14 protein-coding genes are annotated in these 19084 nt (G+C 68.4%); 5 read left to right on the top strand and 9 right to left on the bottom strand.

All coding sequences use genetic code 11. The annotated features are described in order from the left end of the window. Positions 1 to 90: 90 nt before the first annotated feature. Positions 91 to 3264, bottom strand: a complete 3174-nt coding sequence (locus J2Y70_RS16495; protein WP_309919883.1) for a TonB-dependent receptor — start codon at positions 3262 to 3264, stop codon at positions 91 to 93. Between the two features lie 777 nt (positions 3265 to 4041). Continuing rightward, a complete protein-coding gene (locus tag J2Y70_RS16490; RefSeq protein WP_263396384.1) occupies positions 4042 to 5223 on the bottom strand; it encodes a class I SAM-dependent rRNA methyltransferase in 1182 nt (393 codons plus the stop codon). Positions 5224 to 5479: 256 nt separating this feature from the next. Here J2Y70_RS16490 and J2Y70_RS16485 point away from each other — a divergent pair, with 256 nt between their 5' ends. From J2Y70_RS16485 to J2Y70_RS16470, 4 genes are all read left to right on the top strand, one after another. Further along, on the top strand, positions 5480 to 6433 hold the full coding sequence (locus J2Y70_RS16485) for a TerC family protein (protein WP_309919880.1): 954 nt from the start codon (positions 5480 to 5482) through the stop codon (positions 6431 to 6433). 102 nt (positions 6434 to 6535) lie between these two features. Then, complete coding sequence (locus J2Y70_RS16480) at positions 6536 to 7324, top strand: rhomboid family intramembrane serine protease (protein ID WP_309919877.1); 789 nt, start codon at positions 6536 to 6538, stop codon at positions 7322 to 7324. 557 nt (positions 7325 to 7881) lie between these two features. Continuing rightward, positions 7882 to 8742, top strand: a complete 861-nt coding sequence (locus J2Y70_RS16475; protein ID WP_309919874.1) for a phosphatase PAP2 family protein — start codon at positions 7882 to 7884, stop codon at positions 8740 to 8742. Positions 8743 to 8911: 169 nt separating this feature from the next. Continuing rightward, a complete protein-coding gene (locus J2Y70_RS16470) occupies positions 8912 to 9760 on the top strand; it encodes a phosphatase PAP2 family protein (protein WP_309919871.1) in 849 nt (282 codons plus the stop codon). Between the two features lie 306 nt (positions 9761 to 10066). Here the strand turns inward: J2Y70_RS16470 and J2Y70_RS16465 are convergent, their stop codons facing one another. Further along, on the bottom strand, positions 10067 to 12979 hold the full coding sequence (locus tag J2Y70_RS16465) for a TonB-dependent receptor (protein WP_309919868.1): 2913 nt from the start codon (positions 12977 to 12979) through the stop codon (positions 10067 to 10069). A 990-nt stretch (positions 12980 to 13969) separates the two neighbouring features. On the opposite strand from J2Y70_RS16465, the gene J2Y70_RS16460 reads away from it, so the two are divergent. Beyond that, positions 13970 to 14989 (top strand): TIGR00266 family protein, encoded by a 1020-nt coding sequence (locus J2Y70_RS16460; RefSeq protein ID WP_309919866.1) that lies wholly within the window; start codon positions 13970 to 13972, stop codon positions 14987 to 14989. Between the two features lie 32 nt (positions 14990 to 15021). On the opposite strand, the gene J2Y70_RS16455 is transcribed toward J2Y70_RS16460, so the two are convergent. The 6 genes from J2Y70_RS16455 to J2Y70_RS16430 form a co-directional block, all read right to left on the bottom strand. Beyond that, positions 15022 to 15759: a DNA-binding domain-containing protein gene (locus J2Y70_RS16455; protein ID WP_309919863.1), complete on the bottom strand. Its 738-nt coding sequence runs from the start codon at positions 15757 to 15759 to the stop codon at positions 15022 to 15024. Continuing rightward, positions 15756 to 16592: a DUF692 domain-containing protein gene (locus tag J2Y70_RS16450; protein ID WP_309919860.1), complete on the bottom strand. Its 837-nt coding sequence runs from the start codon at positions 16590 to 16592 to the stop codon at positions 15756 to 15758. The genes J2Y70_RS16455 and J2Y70_RS16450 overlap by 4 nt, the downstream gene beginning before the upstream one ends. A gap of 67 nt (positions 16593 to 16659) precedes the next feature. Beyond that, on the bottom strand, positions 16660 to 16935 hold the full coding sequence (locus J2Y70_RS16445; RefSeq protein ID WP_263396393.1) for a hypothetical protein: 276 nt from the start codon (positions 16933 to 16935) through the stop codon (positions 16660 to 16662). Between the two features lie 86 nt (positions 16936 to 17021). Further along, positions 17022 to 17480 (bottom strand): DoxX family protein, encoded by a 459-nt coding sequence (locus J2Y70_RS16440; RefSeq protein ID WP_309919857.1) that lies wholly within the window; start codon positions 17478 to 17480, stop codon positions 17022 to 17024. After that, a complete protein-coding gene (locus J2Y70_RS16435; protein WP_309919854.1) occupies positions 17477 to 18238 on the bottom strand; it encodes a DNA-binding domain-containing protein in 762 nt (253 codons plus the stop codon). Before J2Y70_RS16435 ends, J2Y70_RS16440 begins: the two co-directional genes overlap by 4 nt. Then, positions 18235 to 19077, bottom strand: a complete 843-nt coding sequence (locus J2Y70_RS16430) for a DUF692 domain-containing protein (RefSeq protein ID WP_309919851.1) — start codon at positions 19075 to 19077, stop codon at positions 18235 to 18237. Before J2Y70_RS16430 ends, J2Y70_RS16435 begins: the two co-directional genes overlap by 4 nt. Positions 19078 to 19084: the final 7 nt, after the last annotated feature.

Below are 19084 nucleotides of genomic sequence, written 5' to 3'. Positions count from 1 at the left end.
CATTGCAGCAAAGCGCCGCGCCCGCAAGACGCGGTGCGGCGCACGTGCCATTGCCGCACGCGGCCGCCGCCGCGCGCGGCCGTGCCGGGTTCAGAAGTTGTAGCGCACGCCCAGCGTGTAGCGCGGACTCTGGTCGATCACCTTGATCACCTGCTTCTCCGAGCGCCCGTGCCAGCGCACGTCCTCGCTGGTCAGGTTGATCGCCTCGAAACCGACCGACAGGTTGTCGGTGATCGCGTAGCTGACGCTCAGGTCCAGCTGCCGGTACGGCTCGACGTAGTACGGATTGCGGCTGGACCCGTTCTGGTTGGCCGCAATCAGGTATTCGTCGCGCCAGTTCCAGGCCAGGCGCGCGCTCCACCCGTACTTCTCGTACATCAGCATGACGTTGGCGGTGTCGCTGAGGCCGAGCAGCGCGAACTGGTCGCGGTCCAGCACCGTGTTGTCGAAGCCGACGTCGCCCTTGACCACGGTGTAGTTGGCATAGACGCCGAAGCCGGTTTCGCCCAGGAAGTACTGGCCGCCCAGTTCCCAGCCGTGGATCTTGGCCTTGTTCTGGTTGATCGGGCGCGACACGTCGAACTCGTACAGCGGATCGTCGGCTTCGCCGACCAGGTCGTAGGCGTTCTCCAGCGCCAGGGTCTGCGCCGAGCTGCCGTTGTAGGCGCCCAGCCCGCCGGTGGCCGCGGAATTGCGCAGCAGCGCCATCGCCGAGAACAGCGAGGTGTCGTTGGCCGAACATGCCGCCGCCACGTCGTTGCCGGCCGCGCCGACCTGCGCGGCGCACGCTCCGCTCTGCAGGAACGCCAGCGCCGCCTGCGCGTCCGGCCCGGAGGTCGGATCGGTCAGCCCGTACAGGTTTTCGCGGGTGACGCTGGTGCCGATGAAGTTGGATACGCGCTTGTCCCAGAACGTCAGCGACACGTAGCTGGCGTCGGCGAAGTACCACTCCAGCGCCAGGTCCAGGTTGTTGGATTCCAGCGGATCCAGGCTCGGGTTCTCCGAAGAGCCGGACGCGCGCGTGGAGGGGTTGATCAGGATCGAACCGGACGGCGTGCCCGGGGTCGGTCCGGCGATCAGATTGGTGTACGGCGCCCGCGCGATGCTCTGCCCGAACGAGGCCCGGGCTTTCAGCGTGTCGGTGAGGTTGATGCTGAAATCCAGGTTCGGCAGGATGTGGCTGTAGCTGTGCTTTTCGCTGAACGGTTGCAGTTCGGTGGAGCGCAGCAGCCGGAAGTCGTTGTTGGCCTGCCACTCCAGCGCGGTCGGGATCGACACCTGCGAGGTGGAGACCACGTCGGTCTTCTCGTAGCGCACGCCGATGCGGGTATTGGTGGTCATGCCGCCGAGCTCGCCGTCGAACTCAAGCTGCATGTAGGCGGCGCGGGTCTTCTCCTCGACCTGGTTGTCGGAGCTGAACTGCGGGTTGTAGCGGGTGGTCGCGCCGTAGGCGGTGCTCGCCCATTGCGCCAGCTGGTCGGCGTTGCCGCGCCAGGCACCCGGCGCGGCGCCGGAGGCGTTGAAATCGTTGAACATGCCGGTGATGCCGACCGGCTGCAGCAAATCGATCATGCCCGGCTCGTTGCCGGCATTGGCCACGCTCCAGTCGCCCAGCGTCGAGTTGGTGTCGCTGATGCGCCGGTGCATCGTGGTCTTGGCGCTGTCCACGCCGAACTGGAAGCGGCCGTTGTCGAAGTCGAACTGGCCGTCGATGCGGCCTTCCTTCACCTCGGTCACCTGGCTCTGGTAATAGATGCGCAGCACCTGCGAGCCGATTTCGGCCGGGGAGAAGTTCTGATTGAGCAGGCCGTTGGTCCCGGCGACCGAATCGGCCGCGGTCGGGTACCAGGTGCGCGCGCCGATCGGCAGGCTGTTGTTGAAGAACAGTTCCTGCGCCCACTGGCCGCCGCATTGCGTGCCGCCGGTGCAGTTGTTGGTGCCGGCATAGCTGAAATAGGTGGCGCTGCCGCCGGTGACCGGATCGTTGGGCAGGCTCTGGGTCTTGGAGTTGTGCGCATCGAAGGTCAGGCGCAGGCGGTCGGTGGCCTGCCAGTCGGCATTGAAGCCGAGCGAGCCGAGCTTGTACTTCTGCATGTTGCGCTGCTGCTCCATGCCGAAGTCCTTGGCGCCGTTGGGCACGTCGCGCAGGTACACCGGCGTGGCCACCGCCTGCCCGGTGTCGAACACCAGGTCGGTGAAGCTGTTGGCGCGCTGCAGCCAGATGCCCTGCTCGCCGCGGTCCTCGCGGATCTCGTTGCTCGAGTAGGTGTAGTCCAGGGTCAGGGTCAGGCTGTCGGTCGGCGCGAACTGCACCACCGCCTGGCCGTTGAGCCGCTCGCGTTCGAAATCGGCGAAGGCGTAGCGCAGGTCGTTGGGCATGCCGTAGAGCTGGCCGATCGCCGGCGCGTTCTGCACGTTGGCGTCCGGGCGCAGCGCCGGATCGGTCCCGGTCCAGCGCTGGATGTTCCAGCCGTTCTCGGTCGCCTGCACCGAACCGCCGCGGCGCTTCTGGTAGCTGCCGCTCAGGCCGATGCCCCAGGTCTTGTCCGGGTTGGTATAGCTGAAGATGCCGGAGACCTCCGGCGTGATCTTGTTGTCGAACGGCTGCGAGTCGTCGTACGCGGCCTTGGCGCCGGCGCTGGCGACCAGGCCTTTGTGGTTGAACGGGCGATCGGTGAGGATGTTGATGGTGGCGCCGATGCCGCCGCTGGGCGCGTTGGCGCGGCTGGTCTTGTACACCTCCAGGCCGGTGATCGACTCGGACGCGAGCTGGGCGAAGTTGAACGCGCGGGTACCGCCGTCCACGCCGCCGATCGGCACCGCGCCCGGCGCGCCGAACGCGTCGGCGCCGGGGATCACGCGGCCGTTGAGGGTGACCGCATTGAACTGCGGGCCGAAGCCGCGCGCGGTGACCTGCGCGCCTTCGCCGTCGCGGCGTTCGATCGAGATGCCGGTGATGCGCTGCAGCGACTCGGCCAGGTTGGTGTCGGGGAACTTGCCGATGTCCTCGGCGCTGATCGCATCGACCACGCCGGCGTTGTCGCGCTTGATCCCCATCGACTGGTTGAGGCTGTTGCGGATGCCGGTGACGCTGACCGTGTCCAGCGTGGTGGCATCGGCGGAAGACTGCTGCTGGCTGGTCTGTGCCTGCGTTTGCGCCTGGGTCTGCGGCGCCTGCTGGGCGAACGCCGGATTGATCACCAGCACCCCGCCGACGAAGGTGAACATGGCCTTGGAGCGGAACTTCTTCAACTGCTGACGCATCAGAATGTCCTCGGTGCTGGAGTCGGACGGGCAACGCCGCCTACGGCGCCCGACGCGCGTCGCGCGCCGAAGCTGTCCCTGGTACGTGACACGCATCGCTGCATGCCTGCATGTGGTCCCCTAACTTCTTGTCGATGGATGAATCGCGCCTTCCCCCCGAAGGGCGCCGGGTGCGCCATCGCGCGCCCGCTTCCGACCCGGGCGCCGACAGAGCCGCCCGCTACAGCGAATGCCGGTACTCAACTCGAAACAAGATCCATGCGGCGCTGCTGCCGCCGCGGCGGATGACGCGATGACCACGGCGTCAGCCTCTGGCTGCTCGTGATAGCGCTATCAACCGACCGCGCAAACCTAATCCCGTGTGCCGGCGTTTGTCACCGTGCGGCGCAACAAAGCTACGTTATGCAGACATTCGCTGGGATGCGGACCACGATGTAAGCGTTATCAGTTGCAGGCGTTGCGCAAGCGGCCCGCCTGCAGCGGAATGCTGGAGTTGCGCGTCGCCGCGAGGCCATGGACGCATGCGCAAGGTGCGTGGACGCTGCCGCGTTGGCGTGGTCACGCTGATGTAGACAAAAACGGCGGCACGCGCGTGCCCCGGCGCGATATGGGCGTGCGTGCGCATCGCTGCCCACGCATGCGCACGCTCGGGGCTTACGTCAGCGGCACGCGGCTGGAAGCGTTCTCAGCCGTGACCGCACCGCGCATCGCGATGCCGGCACGCCGCCGGAACGATGGCTTTGCTGCGCGCGGCAAACGCCAGCGCGCAGCGGCGGCTCAGTTCAAGACGCGGCAGAACACCGCTTTCAGGTAGCGCGATTCCTGCACGTGGGCCATGAACGGATGGTCGGCGCCGGCGCCGGCCACTTTCAGGATCTGGATCGTGCGGCCGGAGAAGTACGCGGCGCGGCGCAGCATGTCCAGGAACTCGTGCTCGGCGACCAGGCCGGTGCAGGAGAAGGTGGCGAACAGGCCGCCGGGCGCGACCACGCCCAGCGCCAGCTTGTTCATGTCCAGGTATTTCTTCAGCGCCGGGATCACCTGGTCGCGGTCGCGGGTCATCTTGGCCGGATCCAGGATCACCACGTCGTAGCGGTCGCCGCGCAGCGCCGCGTCGCGCAGGTACGGGAAGATATCGGCCTGCACCAACTTGAGCCGCACGTCGTTGAGCTTGGCGTTGCCCTTGGCGATCTCGATCACGTCCTCGTCGATGTCCACGCCGACCACGTCCTCGGCGCCGCGCACCTTGGCGTAGACGGCGAAGCCGCCGGTGTTGCAGCACAGGTCGAGCACGCGCTTGCCGGCCACCTGCTGGCTCAGCCACTGGCGGTTCTCGCGCTGGTCGGCGAAGAAGCCGGTCTTGTGCGCGCCGGCCGGGTCGGCGCGGAAACGCACGCCGTATTCGCTGATGATCGCCGGCTCCGGACGCTCGCCGCTGCTGGACACCGGGCGGTAGTCGAAGCTCTCCTGCTTCTGTACGTGCTCCTCGGCGAAGCTGTAGAAGCGCGCGCCGGGAAACTGGGTGCGCAGCGCGGCGTAGATCCACTCGCGGTAGCGGAACATGCCGGCGCTGAAGAACTCCACCACCAGCAGATCGCCATAGCGGTCGACCACCAGCCCGGACAGGCCGTCGCCCTCGGCGTGCACCACGCGCCAGGCGTCGGACACCGCGTCCAGCTTCAGCACGTCGCGGCGCAGCGACACCGCCTCGGCGATCTTGCCGGCGAACCAGGCTTCGTCGACCGGCACGTCGCGATCGATCTCCAGGATGCGCACGGCGATGCGCGAATGGCCGTTGTAGAAGCCGCGGCCGATCCACTCCCCGTCCACCCCGACCACGTCGACGAGGCTGCCCGGCTTGGGCTTGGCGGCGGGCTTTTCGACCAGTTTCTGGAAGATCCACGGATGGCTGGAGCGCCAGGCGTTCTTGAGGCGGACTACGGGCAGGGGAGTATTCATGAACGCCATTGTATCCGCCCGGATTGACGCCACCGCCGCCAGCCGCAAGAATGGGCGCAGAAGGGGAGTAGCTCCCGACGTTGTCGCCGTCAATTCGAGCCCGCAGGCTCCGGTGCAACGGCAGCCGGAACATCGGCTGCGAGCGAGACCTTCGCCGCAGTGGCGAAGGCATTCCTCTGGCAACGACCCATCGTTTCCGTCCAGGACGCCTCGCCGCAACGGCCCGAGGTTCAACCTTCACTGACGGGAATTCCCCATGCAAACGATAGGCAACGTGTGGTTGTGGAGCGGTTTCGCGATCGTGGTGATCGCGGCGCTGCTGGCGGATCTGGTGCTGATGCGCCACGGCGGTCCGCACAAGGTCACCTTCAAGGAAGCGCTGTGGTGGAGCCTGGGCTGGATCGGGCTGGCGCTGGCGTTCAACGCCGGCCTGTGGTGGTACCTGCGCGAGACCATCGACGTGGCCACCGGCAACCAGTACGCGCTGGAGTTCCTGACCGGCTACCTGGTGGAGAAGTCGCTGGCGGTCGACAACATCTTCGTGTTCCTGATGATCATGAGCTACTTCGCGGTGCCGGAGGAGCAGCGCCAGCGTGTGCTGGTGATCGGCGTGCTCGGCGCGATCGTGCTGCGCGCGATCATGATCTTCGCCGGCTCGGTGCTGCTGACCAAGTTCCACTGGCTGCTGTACGTGTTCGGCGCGTTCCTGCTGCTGACCGGCATCAAGATGTGGTTCTCGGCGGGCAAGGAACCGGACCTGGAGGCCAACCCGGTGCTGCGCTTCATGCGCAAGCACCTGCGCCTGACCCCGCAGTACCACGGCAACGCGCTGAGCGTGACCCAGGAAGGCAAGCGCTGGTATACGCCGCTGTTCGCGGTGCTGATGCTGATCGCCATCACCGACGTGATCTTCGCGGTGGACAGCATCCCGGCGATCTTCGCGATCACCACCGACCCGTTCCTGGTGCTGACCTCCAACGTGTTCGCGGTGCTGGGCCTGCGCGCGATGTTCTTCCTGCTGGCGGGCATGGCCGACCGCTTCCACCTGCTGCCGTACGGGCTGGCGATCGTGCTGGTGTTCATCGGCACCAAGATGCTGATCATCGACCTGTACAAGATCCCGGTGCTGGTGTCGCTGCTGGCGGTGGCGCTGGTCATCGGCGCGACGGTGGCCTTGAGCCTGCTGCGCCCGGCTAAGCCGGCGCACTGACGCGCAGGACGGGTCGCGGCCGCGGATTGTCCCGCGGCCGCGGCCAGTCCCTCCCACCGGCGGCGCCTTGCCCTGGGCGCTGGGCGCCGCCATCCAGGGACCATGGACACCTCTTCTTCGCTCGCCTCGCCCCCGCCCGCCGACGACGCGCAGGCGCAGGACCGCTTCGACCGGGCGCGGATCCTGCGCGCCTTCAACGCCAGCCTGGCCCTGATCGCGGTGCTGGTGGCGGTGTTCGCCAGCCAGGACCTGTTCGACTGGCGGCCGTGGTCGGTGGGGCCGCAGCAGGCCAGCGGTCTGCTCGGGGTGCTGACCGCGCCGTTGCTGCACGGTTCGCTGGAGCACCTGGCCGGCAACGCCGGCGCGCTGCTGATCCTGGGCACGCTGGCCGGCAGCGTGTATCCGCGCGCCACCCTGGCGGCGCTGCCGTTGCTGTGGCTGGGCTCGGGCCTGGGCGCGTGGCTGCTTGGCGACCCCGGCAGCCACCATCTGGGCGCCAGCGGCGTCACCCATGGGCTGCTGTTCCTGGTGTTCGCGCTCGGGTTGCTGCGCCGCGACCGCGCCGCGATCGCCGCCAGCATGATCGCGTTCCTGTTCTACGGCGGCATGCTGATGACGGTGCTGCCGCACGAGGCCGGCGTGTCCTGGCAGTCGCATCTGGGCGGCGCGCTGGGCGGCGCGGTCGCGGCGCTGCTGCTGCGCCACCGCGACCCGCTGCCGCCACGCAAGCGCTACAGCTGGGAAGACGAGGACGAGGAGACGCTGTCGGCGCTGGACGAGGAACTGGAACCGCCGCCGCCGGCGCAGGTACCGGTGCTGTGGCAACCGCCACAGGTGCCGCGCGGCGTGGTGCTGCGCTTCCCGTCGCGGCAGGAGCGCGACGAGGGCTGAGGCTCTGCCGCGGGCGTGGTTGCCTCGCTGCGCAGTACGACAGCGGCTGTCTGCCTGCAGCGCTTCGCCCAGGGAAGCCCAGCGCTGAAGCCTGGCGACCGAGCTGTTAAGGACTACAGCGAGCTTTTTGTGGGAGCGACTTCAGTCGCGACGGGCCTTACCGGCGATGCGTCGCGACTGAAGTCGCTCCCACAGGTTGGCCGCCACTCGGCATGTTGCTGCCGTTCCAGTCCAACACCGCCCCGCGGCGCTGGACCTGGCTGCTGCAGGCTGTAGAGAGCGCCGCTCCGACCCTCCAACCTGCGCCCCGGAGAAGCCCAGCGCCTGGAGCATGCGACCCAGGTGTCTACGGCAGGCACGGGCTTTTGTGGGAGCGACTTCAGTCGCGACGCACTATCGGTAAGGCCGTCGCGACTGAAGTCGCTCCTACGGGTTCGCTCCCCCGCTCGGCATGATTGCTGCCGTCCCAGTCCAATACCGACCGCCGCCTTGGCCGCCTGCGGCGCCACGGCGCCGGCCGTACACTGGCCGATCCGCCGTCGCCCGCCCGAGATCGCATGCCCGCGTCCCCTGCCTTCCGTTTCCGTTCCGCCGCCCTCGCCCTGCTGGCGATGGCGCTTGCCGCGTGCAGCACCTCGCCCACCCGTGCGCCGGTACCGGCGCCGGACCAGGCGATGGCCGCCGCCGAGGCGGACAAGGCGGTCGGCTACCTCGCCGCTGCCGCGGTCCCGGCCAGCCTGCAGCTGCTGCCGCCGCCACCGGCCGAGGGCTCGCCTGGCGAAGCGCTGGACCTGGCGGTGAACCGCGAGGCGCTGGCGTTGCAAGGCAGCGCGCGCTGGCAGCAGGCCGCGCGCGACGCCGAACTGAGCTTCCCGGCCGGCACCGGCCAGTTCGCCTGCGCGCTGGGCGTGGCCATCGACGCGCAGCGCACCCCGCACCTGTACACCTTGCTGGAACGCAGCCGCATCGACGCCAGTGCCGCGACCAAGGCGGCCAAGAACCAGTACCTGCGGCCGCGCCCGTTCATGCGCAACCAGCAGCCGACCTGCACCCCGGACGACGAAGACGGGCTGCGCCACAGCGGCTCCTATCCGTCCGGGCACAGCGCCATCGGCTGGGCCTGGGCGCTGATCCTCGGCGAGATCGCGCCCGATCGCGCCGACGCCTTGATCGCCCGCGGCCGCAACTACGGCGAAAGCCGGCTGGTGTGCAACGTGCACTGGCAGAGCGACGTGCTGGCCGGCCGCTTCATGGGCGCGGCCGCGGTGGCCAGGCTGCATGCCGATCCGGCATTCCGCGCCGACCTGGAGGCGGCGCGCGGCGAGATCGCACGCGCGCAGGCGCAGGGCGCCACGCCGAACGAGGACTGTGCGACGCAGATGCAGACGCTGCAGGTGCGGCCGGCCAGCGCCCTGTAGCGCGTCGCCGGAACGGCCCCCGCGCGGGCTGCGCCGGCCGCTGCATCCGGCGCTGGCCAAGACTGCGTCGGCGTTTGCCTGACGCCAGCTGTACGGCCATCGCGACGGTGCCACGCACTGTCACATGCGTGCCTTCACATGGCCGGTTTCCCCCGCAATGGATTTCGCCATGGTTCGTCGCTCTTCCCGTTTCCCCGTGCTCGCCGGCCTCGGCCTGGCCGCCGCGATCGTCGCGCCGGTCGTGTTGCAGGCCAAGCCGCCCGCCGCGCCGGCACCCTCGCCGATGGCCGAGGCCAAGGCCAGCGGCTATCTGACGCCGTCGCAACTGCCCGACAGCCTGCTGCTGGTGCCGCCGCCGCCGGCCATGGGTTCGCCCGGGCGCGCGCTGGACGAGGCGGTGAACCAGGAAGCGCGGGCGATGCGCGGCACGCCGCGCTTCGCGCTGGCGGCACAGGACGCCGAACTGCACTTCCCCGGCGCGGCCAACCATTTCAGTTGCCCGCTAGGCGTCCAGGTCAGCGTCGAGCACACCCCGCACCTGTACCGGCTGCTGCAGCGCGTGGCCGAAGACGCCGGCGACGCCGCGGAGAAGGCCAAGGCCTACTACCACGTGCCGCGCCCGTTCATGGACAACGGCGAGGCCAGCTGCACGCCTGCCGACGAGGCCGAGCTGCGCCCGAACGGTTCCTACCCGTCCGGCCACACCTCCATCGGCTGGGCCTGGGCGCAGGTGCTCAGCGAAGCCGACCCGGCGCGCACCGACGCGTTGATGGCGCGCGGCCGCAGCTACGGCGAGAGCCGCATCGTCTGCAACGTGCATTGGCAGAGCGACGTGCTGGCCAGCCGCATCGTCGGCGCGGCGACGGTGGCCAGGCTGCAGGACAACCCGCAGTTCCGCGCCGACCTGGACGGCGCGCGCAAGGAGATCGCCGCCGCGCGCGCGCAAGGCCTGAAACCGGCCAAGGATTGCGCTGCGGAAACCGAGACGCTGCAGGTACGGCCGGCGAGCGCGCTGTAGCGCGGGATCGCTGCGGTGATCGATTGATCGGTCGCGGCTGAAGCCGCTCCTACAAACGCGTGCATGCCGCTTGCGCCGAGCCAGCACGCGCTTGTGTAGGAGCGGCTTCAGCCGCAGCGCTTTTCTATCCCGAGGGAGGCTTCGTTGCGTCGCCACTGAAGCGAGCCGCCGGCCGCCGGTGCAGCGGATCGACGCACTGCGACCGGTGGACGGCACCGCCCTGCCGCCGGCCCCGCCGCCACGCCACAAAGCGAAACGCCCGGCTAAGCCGGGCGCTCCGTTTGTATCGCTGCTTCAGCAACCGCTTCAATCAAACCGGTAGACGACCTCCGCCGCCACTTCGCGGCCCACCGGATTGGCCACGCAATAGGCGAAGCCGCCGCACCACTTGTCCTGGTAGTGATCGTTGAGGATGTTGTTGACGTAGACGTTCAGGCGCAACGCGTCCGTGGCCTGGTAGCCGAGGCTGGCGTTCCAATAGATCCTGTCCTGGTTGTAGTACTTCACCAGTTCGCTCTGCTGCCCGTAGCTGATGCTGCGCTCGCCTGCCGCGTTCGTGCGCAGATCCGTACAGTCGGTGGCCACATCCGGGCGGAAACCATTGGGCAGCGCGGTGCAGCCAGCGAAACGGTCGCTGCGGGTTCCCGCAGTCCAATCCACGTACAGCACCGCGGTCCAGGGATCCAGGTTCCAGGTCGCGCTGGCGCGTCCGCGATAGCGTATCTGCCGGTCCTGGTCGCGCGTGTTTTCGAACAGATCGCCCGGGAACTGCGCAATCTTGTAGGTCAGCTGCCGGGTGTAGTTCAGCGCGAAATCGAACGTTCCCCAGTTCTCGGTCTGCAGGCTGTAGCGCGACGCGACGTCCACGCCACTCACGCTCTGCCTGGCGCGGTTGATCGGGCCGATTTCGACGCGGGTGACCACGCCATTGGCGTCGCGCGTCACCCGGCTCAACTGCAGTTCGCACAGCGCTTGGCTGGGCGGCGTCCGGGCCGGCTTGTCGGCGGGCTGCTGTCCGGTGATGCAGTAAGCCTCGTCCAGCAACACCTGGTTGGCGTCGACGTCGTCGATCGCGTCCTCGATGTTGATCCGCCAGTAGTCGGCACTGACCGAGAACCCCTCGAACGCATCCCAGACGAAGCCGTAGGTGAGCGAGTCGCCGGTTTCGTACAGCAGGTCTTGCGAACCCTGCCGGGCGATCAGCGGATTGTCGATGTGGTACGGGTCGCCATCGCCGCCGGGGCAATTGCTGGTTTGGCGGTTGGGATCGGTCAAGCAGGTCCGGTAGTCGACCTGGTCGGCCACGCTTTCGCTGGGATCGGCATACACGTAGTGCATGTCCGGCGCGCGGAAGCTGGTGGCGTAGCTGCCGCGCAGCAGCAAGGTGGAGAAGGGACGCCACTCCAGGCCCACGTTGTAGGTGCTGGCGGCATCGTCGGCGACCGCGTCATAGCGATCGTAGCGGCCTGCGGTCGACAGGGTCAGGCTCTTGAGCAAGGGGATCTTGAACTCCACACCCGCCGCGTAGCGCTTGCGCTCGCCGCCGCCGGTCTCGACGTTGCCGAATGGGGTTTCGTACACGGGATCCAGGCCCATGGTGTTGGGATCGGGGGTCAGCTTGTAGCCCTGCTCGGCAGCTTCCAGCACGCCGGCAAAGCCGATCGGGCCGGCCCACCCTTCGAACAGGTTGCCGCTGAGTGCCGCGCTCGCCTGGGTGAGCCAGGTGCGCGACTTCTTGTCGCCGAGTGCGCGAATGCCTTCGTAATCGCCGCGGGACGCCGGATTCCACAGCCGGTTGTAGTCGGGCGCATAGATGTCCAAGCCGCTGGCCGCATCCGTGCCCAGCGATGGTCCGAGGAAGTATTGCGTCGCCCGCCCGTTGTGGATCGTCGGGAAGCGCTCCTGTATCTCGTATTCGGCGCGACCGGCCATCACTTCCCAGTCGAAGCGATCGCTGAAGACCGTGCCACGTAGCCCGGCGCTGAAGTCCCAGTTCTTCTCCTTGGATTTGGTCAGCGCGCGGTCTTCGCCGCCGATTTCGCCGGGGGTGAAGTAACGCAGCAAGCTGCGCTCCTGGCCACTGTCGCGATCGATGTAATTCTGGCTGCCCCAGGCCGGCATGAAGGTGTTGCTCTTTCCGGTCGAGTCCCAGTACCCGTAGGTCGCCCAGGCTTCGACGCTACCGAACTGCTTGGTGCCGTACAGATAGATCGAGAGATCCTTGCTGCCGTTGCGCAGCGTCCAGTGCTGGAACGCGGAACGATTGGCGCACTGCCAGCCGGTATCGGTCTGCGCACCGGTGAAGTCGTTGTACAGGATGCGGTTGTGCTCGTAGAAGTCGCCGCCGAACTGGTCGCAGGCACCACTCGGCGGCCTGATGCGCACGTCGTTGGTCACGTCGTAGAGACGGATGCCGGACTGAGGCGTATTCGTCGCGGCGTTTTGCCGCACGCCGCCGTAGGTCCAGTTGCGGCGGGGCGAATCGGACTCCTCGTCCATGAAGGGACGTTCGTGCGACCACAACGGCTTACGGTCGAAGTACTGCATCGTGTAGGCAACGCTCCAGTCCTCGCCGTGCCGGCCACCGGACCAGGAGACATCGCGGACGTCGCGTCCGCCCTCGGTGGTGGTGCCGTAGCGCGCGCGCAGGGTGTCGCCGTCGATGTCCTTCTTGAGGATGACGTTGACCACGCCGGCCACCGCGTCGGAGCCGTAGATCGCCGAGGCGCCGCTGGAGAGCACTTCGATGCGATCGACGATGCCCGTGGGAATGTTGTTGTAGTTGGCGAAGTTGCTCTTGCCCTGGTAGGGCATCGGATAGTCGGCCACGCGGTGGCCGTTGATCAGCAGCAGGCTGCGGCCGGGGCCGAGGTTGCGCAGGTTGAGCGGACTGGCGTTGACCGAGCTCTGGCCCCAGTCGTAGTCGTTCTGCACGTTGCCGGTGACCTCGGTGAGCGAGCCGAGCGCTTCGTACACCGTGGTGAAGCCTTCCTTCATGATCTGAGCGCCGGTGATGACCGTCACCGGCGCCGGGCCTTCGACGTCCGTGCGCTTGATGCGCGAACCGGTGACCATGACCGAATCGAGCGTCTTCGCCTTTTCGTTGGTCCCGGCCGCGGCGGACGGGTCGGCCCGCTCCGCGGGGGGTGGTGGCGCGTCCTGCGCCTGGGCCAGCACGGCTGACGGCGAAAACAGCGCCAGTGCGAGCGCACTCGCCATGGCAGTGCGATGGAATGTTGAGTGCTGCATGTATCCCCTCCGAACGTTGAAAATCAGACCTACGGTCCAACGCGATGGACAGAGTCCACCCCGAATTGCCGCGTTCGCTCGACATGCGAAATGTCAGCCGTGTGTCACCGATCCCCCGGTGGCGAACATACGCGAGATAAACGGCTGATAAACGTGACACAGTTCGCTTTTTGGAACGATCTAAGGAATCCCATTCAAGACGATTCTGTGTGCGTTGCAGCATCCGTACTGGGACGAGGCGCTTTGCTGATGGGAATCTCCGCGAGCGCCACTGGCAGCACCAGGTCGCGGTGTTGCGATCGACTGCGGCTGGACCCGTATGGATGTCGCCCGGTAGGCGGAGTTCGCAAGTAGTCGCCCTCGTATCCGTCGACGTGCAGCCGCGCTCTGTGATGCCGCCGCCCTCACGTCCCCGCCTCAGTGCGGAGCAGGCTGGCCAGGCTCCGTGCTGTCGGGCGACGCATTCAATCTTCGCCGCCATAACGCGCCTTCGTTGCTCAGCGGGGCCGCTCCGACGCCTACCGAGCGCCGATGGCGCGCGGCGCAGCTGCGGCGAAAGCCGCATCGGCGGCGCGGCGACGGTCGCCAAGCTGCAGGACAACCCCACGGTTCCGCGCGGACCTGGATGGCGCGCGCACGGCTTGAGGAAGCTGAGACCTTGCCGGCGCGGCTGGCGAGCGAGCTGTAGAGCGCTGCGGTTATCGATCGGTCGCGGCTGAAGCCGCTCCTACGGGAGCGTGCTGCCGCTTGCTCCAGTCCAGCCATGCTCTTGTGTAGGAGCGGCTTCAGCCGCGACGCTTTTCGATCCCGGGGAAGCGCGCCGCTTCGTTGCATCGCGACCGACGTTGCTCCTGCAGGAAACAGTCGGCGAACAGCCCGCGCCCATGCCTTTGGACAGATGCGAACCGACCGGGGAGGCGGGATAGACTCGCCGCAGATTTCCGCCAAGGACCTGCAACCATGACCCAGTGGTATTTCCTGACCGGCAGCGAGCAGACCCGCTCCGGCCCGTTCGACGATGCCGACGCCATCGCGTTCGCCCGCAACAATCCCGCCGCCATGGCCTGGCGCCAGGGCCAGAACGGCTGGAAGCCGGCGCAGCAGATCGACGAACTGCGTCAGGCGTCCGGTGCCGGCCTGCCGCCGGACCTGCCGCCGCCACCCGGCGGCAGCGGCCGCGCCGACGACATCGAGTACCGCATCGTCGGCCACGAGATGCAGTTCGTGGAGATCGAACTGGACCCGGGCGAAAGCGCGGTCGCCGAGGCCGGCGCACTGATGTTCAAGGATTCGGCCGTGCAGATGGACACGGTGTTCGGCGACGGCTCCGGCGGCGCACAGGGCGGCGGGCTGATGGGCAAACTGTTTTCGGCCGGCAAGCGCCTGGTCACCGGCGAGAGCCTGTTCACCACCGTGTTCACCCACCAGGGCCAGGGCAAGGCCAAGGTCGCCTTCGCCGCGCCCTATCCCGGCACGGTGCTGGCGATGAAGCTGGACCAGCACGGCGGCCGCCTGATCTGCCAGAAGGACAGCTTCCTGGCTGGTGCGCGCGGGGTGTCGCTGGGCATCCACTTCCAGCGCAAGATCATGACCGGCCTGTTCGGCGGCGAGGGTTTCATCATGCAGAAGCTGGAAGGCGACGGCTGGGTGTTCGTGCACGCCGGCGGCTGCGTGGTCGAGCGCGAGCTGGCCGCCGGCGAGCGCCTGGACGTGGACACCGGCTGCGTGGTCGCGTTCCATTCCACGGTGGACATGGACGTACGCCCGGTCAGCGGCATCAAGAGCATGTTCTTCGGCGGCGAAGGCATGTTCCTGGCCACGCTGACCGGCCCGGGCAAGGTGTGGCTGCAGTCGCTGCCGTTCTCGCGCCTGGCCGGACGCATGTTCGCCGCCGCGCCGCAGGGCGGCGGGCAGAACCGCGGCGAAGGCTCGGTGCTCGGCGGCCTGGGCCGGATGCTGGACGGCGACAACAACTTCTGAGTTGCGGGGTGAGCGGCGCATGCGTGCACCGCTCACCCCGGCACGACCGCCTCCAGCACTTCGTCGCGCAACCACTGTTCCAGCACCCGCCCGACCAGCGCCGGATCGTCGTCAGGCGCATGCCGGCACAACGCACCGAAGCGCAATCCGGCCAGGCCATCGCGCAGCATGCGCGCCTCCAGCGGCGACATGCTCTGGAAATAGGGCGACAAGCCCTTGCGCCAGACCCGGATCGTCACCGCCTCGGGCAGGCGTACCGCCGCGGGCGGCGCACGCCCCTCCGACAGTGCCAACCAGATCGCAGCGGCGTTGCTGCGCATGCGGCGGCGGCGCAAGGTCGGCACGAAGCGCAGGCGCGCCTGCTCCCAATCCACACCGGCCAGTGACGCCAGCGTCACCGGCGCCGCGTCGATCCCATCGAAAGCGCGGCGCAAGGCCAGGTCGAGCCAGGCCAGGTCCGCGAGTTCCGGCCGCTCGGGATGGCGCGCGCCCAGGTAGGCGCCGAACCGGTCGCCGTAGGCGCTAAGGTTCCAGGCAGCAGGAGGATGTCGCGCCACGTAGCCGACGGCGGCCGCGTCGAACGCAGCGTCGCCCAACCAGGCCAGGGTGGTGGCGTAGGTGTCGCGCAGTGCGTCGCCGAGCTGCGCGCGGTAGGCATGCCGGTATACGCGCAGGCCCGGACGCTGACGCGCGTCCAGGCAGGCATCCGCATCGGCCTCGGGGTCGCGCAGCCAACCCGAGAAGCGGCGCTGCAGGTCCAGCAGGCTCATGCGGCCGCGCGTGCCGCGTCGGCGGCGATGCGCCGCGCGATCTGCAGCTCGTCCAGCAATTCGGGCAGCGGCGGGATCCGGTCGTCGCGCTCGATCATGGTCGCGATCGCGCCGATGCGCCGGCACACCGTCGCATACAGCACCCACACCGGATCGCAGACGGGTTGGTCGTGGGTGTCGATCAGCAGCTCGCGGCCCTGGCTATGCCCGGCCAAGTGCACTTGGCGTACGCGGTCCCAGGGCAGCGCATCCAGGTAGGCCTGCGGATCCGCGCCATGGTTGATGGCGCTGACGTAGACATTGTTGACGTCGAGCAGCAGGTAGCAGCCGGTCCGCGCGCATACCTCGCGCAGGAACGCCGATTCGCTCATGGTGGCGCCTGCGAAGGCCAGATAGGTGGAAGGGTTTTCGAGCAGCAGCGGCCGCTCCAGCACGTCCTGGGCGTGGGCGATGTTGGCGCAGACGACGTCCAGCGCTTCGGCGTCGTAGGGCAAGGGCAGCAGATCGTGCGAATTGAATCCTGCCACCGTGCTCCAGCTCAGGTGGTCGGAGACCCACAACGGACGCACGCGCTGCGCGAGGCGTTTGAGCCGCAGCAGATAGTCGCGGTCGAGGCCGTCGGCCGAGCCCAGCGACATGGAGACGCCATGCAGCGCCACCGGATAGCGTTCGCGCACCCGATCCAGCACGTGCAGCGGCCGGCCGCCGGACACCATGAAGTTTTCCGAGATCGCTTCGACGAAATCCAGCGCTGGCGGTTGCTCGAGATACAGTGGGTAGTGCGGCGGGCGCAGGCCCAGCCCGAAGCCGTGGAAAGGCGCGATCGTGTCCATCTGGCGCAGGGTCTCGTTCGTCGTCCCGGCCGGCGCGCGTGGCGCCGGCCGGGACCCAGGCGTCGGCTCAGCCGGCGGGGGCGGTCAGCGAGCCGCCGGCCGCGGTGCACTGCTTCACCGTCACGTCCTTGAAGCCCTGGCCCTTGCACGCGTTCTGGCCCTTGCACTCGTGACTGCCGGATTTGCAGTCGGACTGGCCCTTGCAGCTGTTGATGCCATAGCAGGCCACGACCTTGGCATCGCCCTTGGCGGTGGCGCTGGCGGTGGCCGGGACGCTGGCGGCGGCGACGGCGAGCAGGGCGGCGGTGGCGGCGAAGCCGGTGACGGTACGGGTAGCGATCATGGACGTTCCTCGGGGATGGACGGATGCCGAATTGGCAGTGGGTACTTCGGCGCAAGCGTCGCTGCGGTTACACCGCGATGCGACGGTCAGGCGATGCGCAGCAGCCGGTCCAGCGATACGCGACCGGCACCGCGGACGACCAGGTACGACAGCAGCGCGGCCCAGCTCAGGTGCGTGGGCCAGGCATCGGGATAGACGAAGATCCCGATCACCGCGGTCATGCCCAGCAGCGCCAGCGCCGACAGCCGCGTGCACAGGCCCAGCACCAGCAGCAGCGGGAACAGATGTTCGGCATACGCGGCCAGGTGCGCAGCCAGCTCCGGCGCAAGCAGCGGCACGCGGTAGTCCTCGCGGAACAGCGCGTAGGTGCTGTCGGTGATGGTCAGCACGCCGCTGACCTTGGTGCGTCCGGACAGGAAGAAGATCGCGGCGATCGACAGCCGGAACAACAGCGCCAGCGCAGAGTGGCCGATGCGCTGCGACACGGCTGCAGCCAGGCGATTCCAGCGTGCGCGCAGGTCCGGGGAAGCGAGGATGGGCGTCATGGAATTCCTTGCGTGGAAGAAAGGTCGAGGAAAGAAAAAGCGCCGGCGCCCAGCAGCGTCGCGAACGTGGCCGCCAACGCCAGCGCGGGCTCAGCCTGCTGCGCCCGCTCTGCCGCGGCCTGCAGCGTGGCGCCGCCGTGGCAGGCCTCCAGCAGCACGCAACCGCCCAAGCCCAGCGCATGCCGCTGCACCTGGCCGCCGTGCCGCAGCAGCAGCGCGCCTTCGCCTTGCCACTCCAGGTCAGGCACGGGCACCGCGTCGCGTTGCGCGCACCAGATCGCGTACACCGGCAACGCCTCGAACCAATGCCAGCGCGCGCTCGGATGCAAGGTGAGGCGCGCGCCGGCCAGCCGTTCGGCGGCCAGCGCTGCCACGGCCAACGGATCCAGCGCAGCGGCATCGGCCGCGACATACGCCTCGCGCCAGCTACGGTCCAGTTGCGCCACGCCCGGCAGGTAGGGCAGTTGCCCGGCCTCGGGAAGCGCGGCGAGAAACGCATCGAAGTCGCCGCCGTAGTGCAGCAGGCGCGCATCGTCGGGTGGGCAGCGCTGGGCGTAGGCACGCGCCGCGTCTTCGAACCACGCCGCTCCCACCAGCCGGCGTACGCTCGGAAAATTTTCCTGGAGCGCATCGATGCAGGCGCGCAGCACGGTATTGCGATAGAGGCGGAATCCCGGCTGCGTCGCCAGCCCTTCGGCATCGCCATCGCCGTACAGCGCGCGCGCGAAGCCGTCCTGGAACTGCGCCAACGCGGTCATGCCGCGCACCGCCGGCGCGTCGTCGCCCGCTCCAGCAAGCGCTGCGCGCGATCGCGCTCCAGCAGCAGCGCATCGAATGCGGGCACGTCGCCATCGCGCTCGATCAACGTCGGCCGCGGCCCGGCGATGTCCAGGAAATGCGCATACAGGCGCCAGACCGCGTCGTCCACCGGCGCGTCGTGCGAATCGATCAGCAGCGCCTGCTGGTCCGCCGCATCCTCGGCATGGCCGGCCAGGTGGACTTCGACCACGGCATCGGCGGGGAAGGCGTCCAGGTAGGCATAGGCATCGAAACCCAGGTTGTGCGCACTCACGTATGCATTGTTGATGTCCAGCAATAGCCGGCAACCGCTGCGCCGCACCAGTTCGGACAGGAAATCCGGTTCGCTCCATGCATGCCCGGGCAGCGCCAGGTAATGGCTCGGGTTCTCGATCGCCAGGGTGCGGCCGAGCGCCTCCTGCGCGCGCTGGACATTGCTCACCACGCGCGCCAGCGCTGCGGCGCTGCGCGGGACCGGCAACAGGTCCGGATGGTAGCGACCACGCCAGACCGACCACGCCAGGTGCTCGGACATCTGCCACGGCTGGACGCGCTCGGCGAGCGCGGTCAGGCGGTGCAGGTGCCGCGCGTCCGGATCGGCATCGGCCGCCAGCGACAGCGACACGCCGTGCAGCGACAGCGGGTGGCGCGCGGCGATCGCCTCGAGCCAGGCCAGCCGCGGCCCGCCCTGGACCAGGTAGTTCTCCGGATGCACCTCGAACCACAACCCCGGCGCAGGGCAGTCCAGCGCCTGCGCGTAGTGCTGCGGCTTCAGGCCGATGCCGGCGCCGAGTTGCATCGCCGCG

This window comes from Xanthomonas sp. 1678, assembly GCF_031455575.1.
Classification (GTDB): Bacteria; Pseudomonadota; Gammaproteobacteria; order Xanthomonadales; family Xanthomonadaceae; genus Xanthomonas_A.
This window is presented reverse-complemented; position numbering and strand designations above follow the sequence as displayed.

What these genes read in the sequence shown, in the direction of transcription:
- J2Y70_RS16495 (WP_309919883.1), bottom strand. Translation starts at nt 3,264, where the DNA reads ATGCGTCAGCAGTTGAAGAAGTTCCGCTCCAAGGCCATGTTCACCTTC.
- J2Y70_RS16490 (WP_263396384.1), bottom strand. Translation starts at nt 5,223, where the DNA reads ATGAATACTCCCCTGCCCGTAGTCCGCCTCAAGAACGCCTGGCGCTCC.
- J2Y70_RS16485 (WP_309919880.1), top strand. Translation starts at nt 5,480, where the DNA reads ATGCAAACGATAGGCAACGTGTGGTTGTGGAGCGGTTTCGCGATCGTG.
- J2Y70_RS16480 (WP_309919877.1), top strand. Translation starts at nt 6,536, where the DNA reads ATGGACACCTCTTCTTCGCTCGCCTCGCCCCCGCCCGCCGACGACGCG.
- J2Y70_RS16475 (WP_309919874.1), top strand. Translation starts at nt 7,882, where the DNA reads ATGCCCGCGTCCCCTGCCTTCCGTTTCCGTTCCGCCGCCCTCGCCCTG.
- J2Y70_RS16470 (WP_309919871.1), top strand. Translation starts at nt 8,912, where the DNA reads ATGGTTCGTCGCTCTTCCCGTTTCCCCGTGCTCGCCGGCCTCGGCCTG.
- J2Y70_RS16465 (WP_309919868.1), bottom strand. Translation starts at nt 12,979, where the DNA reads ATGGCGAGTGCGCTCGCACTGGCGCTGTTTTCGCCGTCAGCCGTGCTG.
- J2Y70_RS16460 (WP_309919866.1), top strand. Translation starts at nt 13,970, where the DNA reads ATGACCCAGTGGTATTTCCTGACCGGCAGCGAGCAGACCCGCTCCGGC.
- J2Y70_RS16455 (WP_309919863.1), bottom strand. Translation starts at nt 15,759, where the DNA reads ATGAGCCTGCTGGACCTGCAGCGCCGCTTCTCGGGTTGGCTGCGCGAC.
- J2Y70_RS16450 (WP_309919860.1), bottom strand. Translation starts at nt 16,592, where the DNA reads ATGGACACGATCGCGCCTTTCCACGGCTTCGGGCTGGGCCTGCGCCCG.
- J2Y70_RS16445 (WP_263396393.1), bottom strand. Translation starts at nt 16,935, where the DNA reads ATGATCGCTACCCGTACCGTCACCGGCTTCGCCGCCACCGCCGCCCTG.
- J2Y70_RS16440 (WP_309919857.1), bottom strand. Translation starts at nt 17,480, where the DNA reads ATGACGCCCATCCTCGCTTCCCCGGACCTGCGCGCACGCTGGAATCGC.
- J2Y70_RS16435 (WP_309919854.1), bottom strand. Translation starts at nt 18,238, where the DNA reads ATGACCGCGTTGGCGCAGTTCCAGGACGGCTTCGCGCGCGCGCTGTAC.
- J2Y70_RS16430 (WP_309919851.1), bottom strand. Translation starts at nt 19,077, where the DNA reads ATGCAACTCGGCGCCGGCATCGGCCTGAAGCCGCAGCACTACGCGCAG.